11 protein-coding genes and 1 tRNA gene are annotated in these 8,260 nt (G+C 42.5%); 2 read left to right on the top strand and 10 right to left on the bottom strand.

The genetic code is table 11. The annotated features are described in order from the left end of the window. Window positions 1–49 precede the first annotated feature (49 nt). Together SPADD19_RS01585 and SPADD19_RS01580 are read right to left on the bottom strand one after the other, a co-directional pair. Window positions 50–122: transfer RNA gene (locus SPADD19_RS01585), tRNA-Thr, on the bottom strand. Window positions 123–172: 50 nt separating this feature from the next. Continuing rightward, window positions 173–742 carry a GNAT family N-acetyltransferase gene (locus SPADD19_RS01580; RefSeq protein WP_061455032.1) on the bottom strand — a complete coding sequence of 190 codons (570 nt, stop codon included), beginning with the start codon at window positions 740–742 and terminating at the stop codon, window positions 173–175. Between the two features lie 200 nt (window positions 743–942). Here SPADD19_RS01580 and ald point away from each other — a divergent pair, with 200 nt between their 5' ends. Continuing rightward, window positions 943–2,055, top strand: coding sequence for an alanine dehydrogenase (ald, locus tag SPADD19_RS01575; RefSeq protein ID WP_061455031.1), 1,113 nt, complete (start codon window positions 943–945; stop codon window positions 2,053–2,055). A 47-nt stretch (window positions 2,056–2,102) separates the two neighbouring features. Here the strand turns inward: ald and SPADD19_RS01570 are convergent, their stop codons facing one another. From SPADD19_RS01570 to rplK, 7 genes are all read right to left on the bottom strand, one after another. After that, entirely contained in the window at window positions 2,103–3,095 is a 993-nt protein-coding gene (locus SPADD19_RS01570) for a PhoH family protein (protein ID WP_061455030.1), read from the bottom strand. 79 nt (window positions 3,096–3,174) lie between these two features. Beyond that, window positions 3,175–3,390 (bottom strand): YozE family protein, encoded by a 216-nt coding sequence (locus tag SPADD19_RS01565; protein WP_003005127.1) that lies wholly within the window; start codon window positions 3,388–3,390, stop codon window positions 3,175–3,177. Window positions 3,391–3,400: 10 nt separating this feature from the next. Next, window positions 3,401–4,255, bottom strand: coding sequence for an RNA-binding virulence regulatory protein CvfB (gene cvfB, locus SPADD19_RS01560; RefSeq protein ID WP_061455029.1), 855 nt, complete (start codon window positions 4,253–4,255; stop codon window positions 3,401–3,403). Window positions 4,256–4,354: 99 nt separating this feature from the next. Next, window positions 4,355–4,912, bottom strand: coding sequence for a ribosome recycling factor (frr, locus tag SPADD19_RS01555; protein ID WP_023918770.1), 558 nt, complete (start codon window positions 4,910–4,912; stop codon window positions 4,355–4,357). A gap of 19 nt (window positions 4,913–4,931) precedes the next feature. Then, entirely contained in the window at window positions 4,932–5,663 is a 732-nt protein-coding gene (gene pyrH, locus SPADD19_RS01550; RefSeq protein ID WP_003005706.1) for a UMP kinase, read from the bottom strand. Window positions 5,664–5,826: 163 nt separating this feature from the next. Next, the gene (rplA, locus tag SPADD19_RS01545; RefSeq protein ID WP_003005355.1) at window positions 5,827–6,516 is read right to left on the bottom strand and encodes a 50S ribosomal protein L1; all 690 of its coding nucleotides are present in this window, start codon (window positions 6,514–6,516) and stop codon (window positions 5,827–5,829) included. A gap of 97 nt (window positions 6,517–6,613) precedes the next feature. Next, window positions 6,614–7,039, bottom strand: coding sequence for a 50S ribosomal protein L11 (gene rplK / locus SPADD19_RS01540; protein WP_003005369.1), 426 nt, complete (start codon window positions 7,037–7,039; stop codon window positions 6,614–6,616). Window positions 7,040–7,199: 160 nt separating this feature from the next. On the opposite strand from rplK, the gene SPADD19_RS01535 reads away from it, so the two are divergent. Beyond that, on the top strand, window positions 7,200–7,544 hold the full coding sequence (locus SPADD19_RS01535) for a DUF3397 family protein (RefSeq protein WP_013903943.1): 345 nt from the start codon (window positions 7,200–7,202) through the stop codon (window positions 7,542–7,544). A gap of 94 nt (window positions 7,545–7,638) precedes the next feature. On the opposite strand, the gene SPADD19_RS12295 is transcribed toward SPADD19_RS01535, so the two are convergent. After that, a partial coding sequence (locus SPADD19_RS12295; RefSeq protein WP_241496389.1) for an ATP-binding cassette domain-containing protein occupies window positions 7,639–8,260 on the bottom strand: 622 nt, incomplete at its 5' end.

Here is an 8,260-nt window from a genome sequence, read left to right as displayed (position 1 = left end):
CTCGCAAAAAAAGAAGCCTAGATCTTCTCTAAGCTTCTCTCTTCTGCTATGCTAGTTGCCGGGATTGAACCGGCGACCTCATCCTTACCATGGATGCGCTCTACCGACTGAGCTAAACCAGCAGTACCTATCTACTATATCATGGAGATAGGTCTTTTGTCAATATCCTGACTCATTTTTCTGCCAAATATTCTTCCTTAGTGAGGACATAATGAACTCTCGTCACCATTCTCCCTTCTTCATGCAAGTCTAACATCGCGTAGGGCTCCTCGTGAGAATATTTCATACCTGATTTGGCCATCACCCGTCCAGAAGCTGGGTTGTCCTGATCATGAACAGCAATGAGCTTGTTCATCCCTAACTGTTCAAAAGCCAGAGCAATGACTGCCTTGGTAGCTTCTGTCGCAAGACCTTGGTTCCAATAGTCTTTATTCAGAACATAGCCGATACTCCCCTTTTTCATACAAAGATCCAAATCCAGTAAATCAATCGTCCCGATAAATTTTCCATTTTCTTTTAGCTCGATCCCCCATCTTCCAAGTGGGCTCGCTAGATAAAAGAGGGCAATATTATTACGCGTCTCTTCAAGACTATGATTGGTTGCAAAAGTATAGCGTGTAACAGCTTCATCAGAAGCATACTCAAACATAGCCGGTGCATCTTCAAGAGTGACCGGACGCAAGCGCAAACGCTCTGTCTCCACTTCACGATAAGCCGCTAACTTCACATATAAATTTTCCATTTGACACTCCTTCTTTAGGGATTAGTTTAGCAAATAACATAAAAGAAGGCAAGCTCAAATTTTTCTTGCTTTTTAACCCACTTTTCTATACAATAAAATCAATCAAAACAATCAGATAAGGAGTAAAAAGGTCATTGAGTCAAGAGAGCAATCTCACACCAATGGCCTTTTTACTCCTAAATCTGAGCAAGGAGGCAAGAATGCTCATTGGAATTCCTAAAGAAATTAAAAACAACGAAAATCGGGTCGGTTTGACACCTGCAGGCGTACAAAGCTTGGTCAAGAAAGGTCATCAAGTTTTGGTGGAAACAAATGCTGGACTTGGTTCTGGCTTTGCGGATGAAGATTACACGAAGCAAGGGGCAACCATCGTTGCGACTGCAGCAGAAGCTTGGGCCGCTGAGATGGTGGTCAAAGTCAAAGAACCTCTTGCTGAAGAATATGGCTTCCTTCGCGAAGACCTCTTGCTCTTCACTTACTTGCATATGGCTGCCGCACCTGAATTAGCAGACGCTATGGTCGCAGCTAAAACAACTGGGGTGGCCTACGAAACCGTTCGTGACTTAGATGGACAGTTGCCACTCTTGGTGCCAATGAGTGAGGTTGCTGGACGGATGGCTGTGCAAATCGGTGCTCACTTCCTGACCAAACAAGAAGGTGGATCAGGAGTCCTCCTAGGTGGGGTGCCAGGTGTTCCCAAAGGGAAAGTCATCATCATCGGAGGCGGGGTCGTTGGAACCCACGCAGCTCGTATCGCCCTTGGACTCGGTGCCCAAGTGACCATCTTAGATATCAGCGCTAAACGTTTGGCTGTTCTGGAAGATGTCTTTGGTCACCAAATCCAAACCCTTATGTCCAATCCATTTAACATTGAAGCCAGCGTCCGTGATGCCGATGTTGTCATCGGGGCTGTCTTGATTCCTGGTGCTAAAGCTCCTAAATTAGTGACAGACGATATGGTCAAACAAATGCGTCCCGGTTCAGTTATCGTCGATGTGGCCGTTGACCAAGGTGGTGTTATCGAAACAGCAGACCGTGTCACAACGCATACGGAGCCAGTTTACGAAAAACATGGCGTGCTCCACTATGCCGTTGCCAATATCCCAGGGGCTGTCGCTCGTACCTCTACTATCGCCCTTACCAATGTTACCCTTCCTTATGTCGAATCCCTAGCTGACAATGGCTTCCACAAGGCAATTGCCCTTGATGAAGGCTTGCGCCAAGGTGTCACTACTTACCAAGGCCATATCACAAGCCAACCCGTTGCTACCGGTTTAGAGCGTGACTTCACACCAATTGATGAATTGGTTTAATTTCTAACATAAAAAAGGCAAAGATCCGATGATCTTTGCCTTCTCTTTTATTCTTCTTCCACATCCGGTTTTTCTTTGAGGACTGGATTTGGGATGGACTCGTAGGCCCGAATAATATCTGCTACTACTGGATGGCGAACGACATCCTTGGCAGAGAAATGCACAAAGTCAATTTGAGAAATGTTCTTCAATTTCTCCTGAGCATCAATCAAGCCTGATTTGACATTTCGAGGGAGGTCAATCTGGCTGGTATCTCCATTGACAATCATCTTAGAGTTAAAACCAAGACGGGTCAAAAACATCTTCATCTGCATGATGGTGGTATTTTGCGCTTCATCGAGGATGACAAAGGCATCGTCCAAGGTCCGCCCCCGCATATAAGCCAAAGGCGCAATCTCGATAATCTCCCGCTCCATCATCCGAGTTGTTTGGTCTTTCCCTAAAATCTGGTAAAGAGCATCATAGACTGGTCGTAGATAAGGGTCCACTTTTTCTTTGAGATCTCCTGGTAGGAAACCAAGGCTCTCTCCAGCTTCTACAGCAGGACGCGTCAAAATGATCCGCTTGACCTGACCACGCTTGAGGGCAGTCACGGCCAAGGTCACCGCTAGGAATGTTTTCCCAGTCCCCGCTGGTCCAATCCCAAAAGTGACATCATGGTTCTTGACACTATCGACATAGATCTTTTGACCAAGCGTTTTAACTCGAATGGGCTTGCCGTAACTATCTTTGATAATCTCTTCTTCATAGAGAGCGATGAACTTATCCAATTCACCATTTCTCACCATGGTAATGGCGGTCACCACATCCGGCGTTCCAATGGTCATGCCACGGTTGACGAGGACCAAAAGAGCCTGAATAACTTGACGAGCTTGCTCGCAGCTTTCTTCTTCCCCAATGATTTGGACGATTTCTGTCCGGGCATGAATAGTTACCCCAAATTCTTGCTCCATTAAACGGAGATGGCGTTCGTTAGATCCAAACAAATGAAAGAGATCGTCTGGATGCGTTAATGTAATTTCAACTGAATGTTCTTGCAAATAAAGAACCTCTCTACCTGTGTTTTTCTATTATTATAACAAAGAGGCCGAGAAAAAACCATCCTCGACTTATCCTTCTCTAGTGGGCTTGGTATTCTTCCCAAATCGCATCAAAATCGCCAAGATTAAAGGAAAAGCTGGCATGCTCTTCTAGATAGCGACTGACCTCGTCGAAGTCATCTGTATGCTTGGGAAAAGCAGACTCGTGAAAAGCAAGATCTGCTAGAATGGCTTTAGGAGCATTGCTTTTAGGATTGCGCTCCGTCATCAGCCAAGTATAAAACGATTTTCGCATAAGCCTCCTCTTAGATTAACTCTGTTCCAAACTGGTCTTGCTTGATTTTTTTCGCCTTCATCAAGCCACCCAAAGCCTTTTTGAACTGGCCTTTTGAAATCCCAAAAGTTGCTTTGATTTCTTCTGGAGAGGACTTATCATTTAAGGTCATAAAGCCTCCATTAGCTTCCAAATAGGTCAAAATCATTTGGGCATCGTTTTCCAACATCTCAAAGGAGCGTGGCTTCAAAGATAGATTCAAGGTCCGGTCCACCTCACGAAAACCAATAACGCGAGCATTTACGACCTCTCCCAAACGAGGTTCTGCATAGCGCTCACTTGGGTGGATAAAGCCCAGCATATTGTTCTCTGGAAGGTAAACAAAGGTTCCAGACAATTTCAAGCGGTAGACAATGGCTGGCCAGTTTTGGTTTTGCATATTGTTATAGGCTGGACGAGCCAAACGCTGGAAATCTTCCTGGTAGGCTAAGATCCCCCAAATCCGATCTTTCTTATCAACTTCTAAGCGAATATAGAGACGATCGCCCTTTTTAGGCCATAGATCTTTGATCTCCGGTAGGATATCTAGTGAGACAACAATCTGCTTATCTGGAAGCCCTGTATCCACAAAGACTCCCAAATCCTTGCGCACCTCCGTAACCGTTCCCCAGCCAAAGCTTTCTTGAGTTGCAGTGACTTCAAGTGTCGTGAGTCGGAGCTTTTGCTTCATATCCGTATAGGCAAAGCCCTTGACACTTTCTCCGACTTTGTGTGGGCCTTCTGCTTTATCAAGTGCGTAGGTCTGGCCATCTTTTTGAACAAAATAGAAGTGATCATTTTCATCGATGACCATTCCCATGATGTAGCTTGCTAGATTCGTATTCATGTTTCCTTCTTTCCTCTTGCCTCTTCACAAGAATGATGGAAATAAAACCCAGCCAGCAGTGCCAACTGAGTCTTTCTTTCCTGTAGTGGTTGGGATGGATTAAACTTCCATCAATTCTTTTTCTTTGTGAGCTGTCATTTCATCCACATGCTTAACAGCGTCATCCGTTACTTTTTGGATCTCTTTTTCAAGACCTTTCAATTCATCTTCTGTGATTTCTTTAGCTTTTTCTTGCTTCTTCGCTTCATCCATCGCATCACGACGGATGTTACGGATCGCAACTTTTGCATTTTCACCCACTTTTTTCACTTCTTTTGCCAATTCACGACGAGTTTCTTCTGTCAATGCTGGGATGACCAAGCGGATGACAGATCCATCGTTGGCTGGAGTGATGCCAAGGTCAGATGCATTGATGCTGTGCTCGATGTCTTTCAAAGATGATTTATCAAATGGAGTGATCAACAAGACACGCGCTTCTGGAATAGTGATAGATGCCAATTGGTTCAATGGTGTCTCTACTCCGTAGTATTCTACAAAAATACGATCCAAAAGACTTGCATTTGCACGTCCAGCACGGATGCTACCAAATTCACGTCCCAAACTTTGGTGAGACTGGGTCATTCTTTCTTTTGCTTTTTCTACGATTGGGTTTGCCATAATCTTCCTCTATTTTCTATTATTTTTCTACGTTATTCGATACGGTTGTACCGATATTTTCACCAAAGACAACGCGTTTGATATTGCCTGGTTCATTCATATTAAAGACAACCAAGTCAATGTCGTTGTCCATGGAGAGAGTAGAGGCTGTTGAGTCCATGATGCGAAGACCTTTGTTGATCACATCACGGTGAGTCAATTCCTCAAATTTCACAGCTGAAGCATCTTTTTTCGGATCGGCATTGTAAACACCATCGACCCCATTTTTAGCCATGAGAATGGCATCTGCTTCAATCTCAGCTGCACGAAGAGCTGCGGTCGTATCTGTTGAGAAATAAGGAGAACCGATCCCTGCACCAAAGATCACGATCCGGTCTTTTTCAAGGTGACGAAGGGCACGACCACGGATATAAGGTTCTGCGACTTGTTGCATGGCAATCGCTGTTTGAACACGGGTATCCACACCAACTTGTTGAAGCGAATCAGCCATCACAAGGGCGTTCATGACAGTACCGAGCATACCTGTGTAGTCTGCTTGAACACGATCCATCCCTGCTTCAGCAGCAGGTTCTCCACGCCAAAGGTTTCCCCCTCCAATCACCAAGGCAATTTCAATTCCAAGTTCATGAACTTCCTTGATTTCTTGGGCCATATTTTGGACAGTTTTGATATCGATTCCGACACCACGTTCCCCAGCAAGGGCTTCACCAGATAGCTTGATTAAGATACGTTTATACTTAGGTTCTACCATTTTCTCTCTCCTTTTTTGATCTGTATTATTTTACCATAAATTACGTTTTTTATATAGTCATATCCATCAAAATTTTCTTTTTTCCATCCGATTAGTTTTACCAACTGTAACAAATAAAAATGGAGTACAAAAAAAGCTACCCGAAGGCAGCTTTTCATTTCAATTAAAGTGAGTTAACATCCACTTTGATACCAGGACCTTGAGTTGTAGTCAAAGTCAAGCTAGTTACGTAAGTACCTTTAGCTGTAGCTGGTTTTGCTTTTTGGATTGTGTCGTTGAAAGCTTTAAAGTTTTCAACCAATTTAGTATCATCGAATGAAACTTTACCGATGATCGCTTGAACGATACCTGCTTTATCAGCACGGTAAGTGATTTTACCACCTTTAGACTCTTCAACTGCTTTCGCAACATCCATTGTTACTGTACCAGTTTTAGGGTTTGGCATCAAGTTACGTGGTCCAAGGACACGTCCAAGACGTCCAACAAGAGCCATCATGTCAGGTGTAGCGATAACAACGTCGAAGTCCAACCAACCATCGTTGATTTTCGCAACAAGGTCATCTTCACCTACGAAGTCTGCACCAGCAGCTTTTGCTTCTTCAGCTTTTGCACCACGTGCAAATACAAGTACGCGAGCTGTTTTACCAGTTCCGTTTGGCAATACCATTGCACCACGGATTTGTTGGTCAGCTTTTTTCACGTCGATGTTCAAGTTGTAAGCAACTTCTACAGTTGCGTCAAATTTTGCAAAGTTAGTTTCTTTTGCAAGAGCTACAGCTTCTTCTACGCTGTAGACTTTTGTGCTGTCGATTTTTTCAAGAGCAGCACGAAGTTGTTTGCTTTTTTTAGCCATTTTATCTTTCTCCTTGTAATGTGGTCATATCGATTTTCATCTCCCACGTCACTCGTCATTTGATCAAGTGTATTGCGGGCAAATAGGATTGTTACAATTAGTCAGTAACAGTGAATCCCATAGAACGAGCAGTACCTTCGATCATACGCATTGCAGACTCAATGTTTGCAGCGTTCAAATCTGGCATCTTAGTTTCAGCGATTTGTTGTACTTGTGCACGAGTTACAGTTGCAACTTTCGTTTTGTTCGGTGTACCTGAACCTTTTTCAACACCTGCAGCTTTTTTCAAAAGAACAGCAGCTGGTGGTGTTTTTGTAACGAAATCGAATGATTTGTCTTCATATACAGTGATAACAACTGGGATGATCATACCAGCTTGATCAGCTGTACGAGCGTTAAACTCTTTAGTGAATCCCATGATGTTGATACCTGCTTGACCAAGCGCTGGACCAACCGGTGGAGCTGGAGTAGCTTTACCAGCAGGGATTTGCAATTTTACAAGTTTTTCGACTTTTTTAGCCATTTCTTAAATCCTCCTTTGTGGTTTTGGCGGTAATTACAGATTTTTACCTCCCACAAGTATGCTTTGTGCATACCTTTCTATTATACACGATTTCTATTTTTTTGCAAGAAAAAATTAAAATATAGTAAACTTTTTTTTCGTTTTATGATAGAATGAAGCTATGTTAATCAAAGTTGCTTCTGTATTATTTATTTTTTTAACGCTGATTCTGAGTGGCATCATTGTTCACCTCTTTAAGCTTCAAAAAAGAGGATGGCGATCGACCGATATTGCCTTTCCTTTATTTGCCCTAGAGTACTACCTGATCTCAGACAGCGCATTTTATCACAGCCTCTTACCGCTGCTAGCTTTAAGCCTTTCGCTTTTGGCCTTGGGGCTAACGATTTATTTCTTAAAAAAGAAAAAGAGTTTTTATTACCCTAAATTTATCAAATACTTCTGGCGCGCTGGATTTCTGGTTACCTTCTTGCTCTATCTAATCCTAACCGCTAGTTTGTTTATTTAATACTGAAAAAAATCCCATCTTGATTCATTTCAAGGTGGGATCTTTTTTTGACCAACTACGACGATTTGAGTGAACTAGAAAGTATTTGCCTTTGTCAATGATCCATTTTTATAATTTTATGATCTACAATCTGATAAATAGAATCGTAATCTTCTTTCTGGTATTTATGAGCTATTTCTATCAAGGTACACTTTTGTTGAGCCAATATTTTTCGAATCTCTCTTGCATTTGTTTCATCCAATGCTGCTGTCACCTCATCGGCTAATAAAATGGGTTTTGGTCGGAGAATACACCGTGCAATTTCTAGTTTCATCATTTGTCCTCCAGATAAATTCTGTGGATCTACTTGATACTCTAAATCACCAGCTAATTCATCCCAAAGATGAACAGATTCTAAAGCTTTTTGAAGTTGGTCATCTGAAAACTCCTGAAATAGGGTCAAATTTTCTTTTACAGTCCCCTTAAATAGATAAGGTTTTTGATGAATGAGATTGACCCTGTCGTAAGAAGGATAGCAAGATTTTCCTTTTCTATCTATCAATTCAATACTTCCACTATATTTCTTATCTTCTCCACATAATAAGTGAAACAGGGAAGTTTTACCACTTCCACTGGCACCCGTGAGAAGTACTTTCTGACAAGCAGCAATTGTCAGGTTTGTATTTCTAAAGATCAAATGATCTCCAAATGTCTTTGTTAAATCATCGATCTGAATA

The organism is Streptococcus parasanguinis, from assembly GCF_001578955.1.
GTDB classification, from domain to species: Bacteria; Bacillota; Bacilli; order Lactobacillales; family Streptococcaceae; genus Streptococcus; species Streptococcus parasanguinis_U.
The sequence above is the reverse complement of the archived record's forward strand: the minus strand, read 5'-3'. Positions and strand labels throughout refer to the sequence as shown.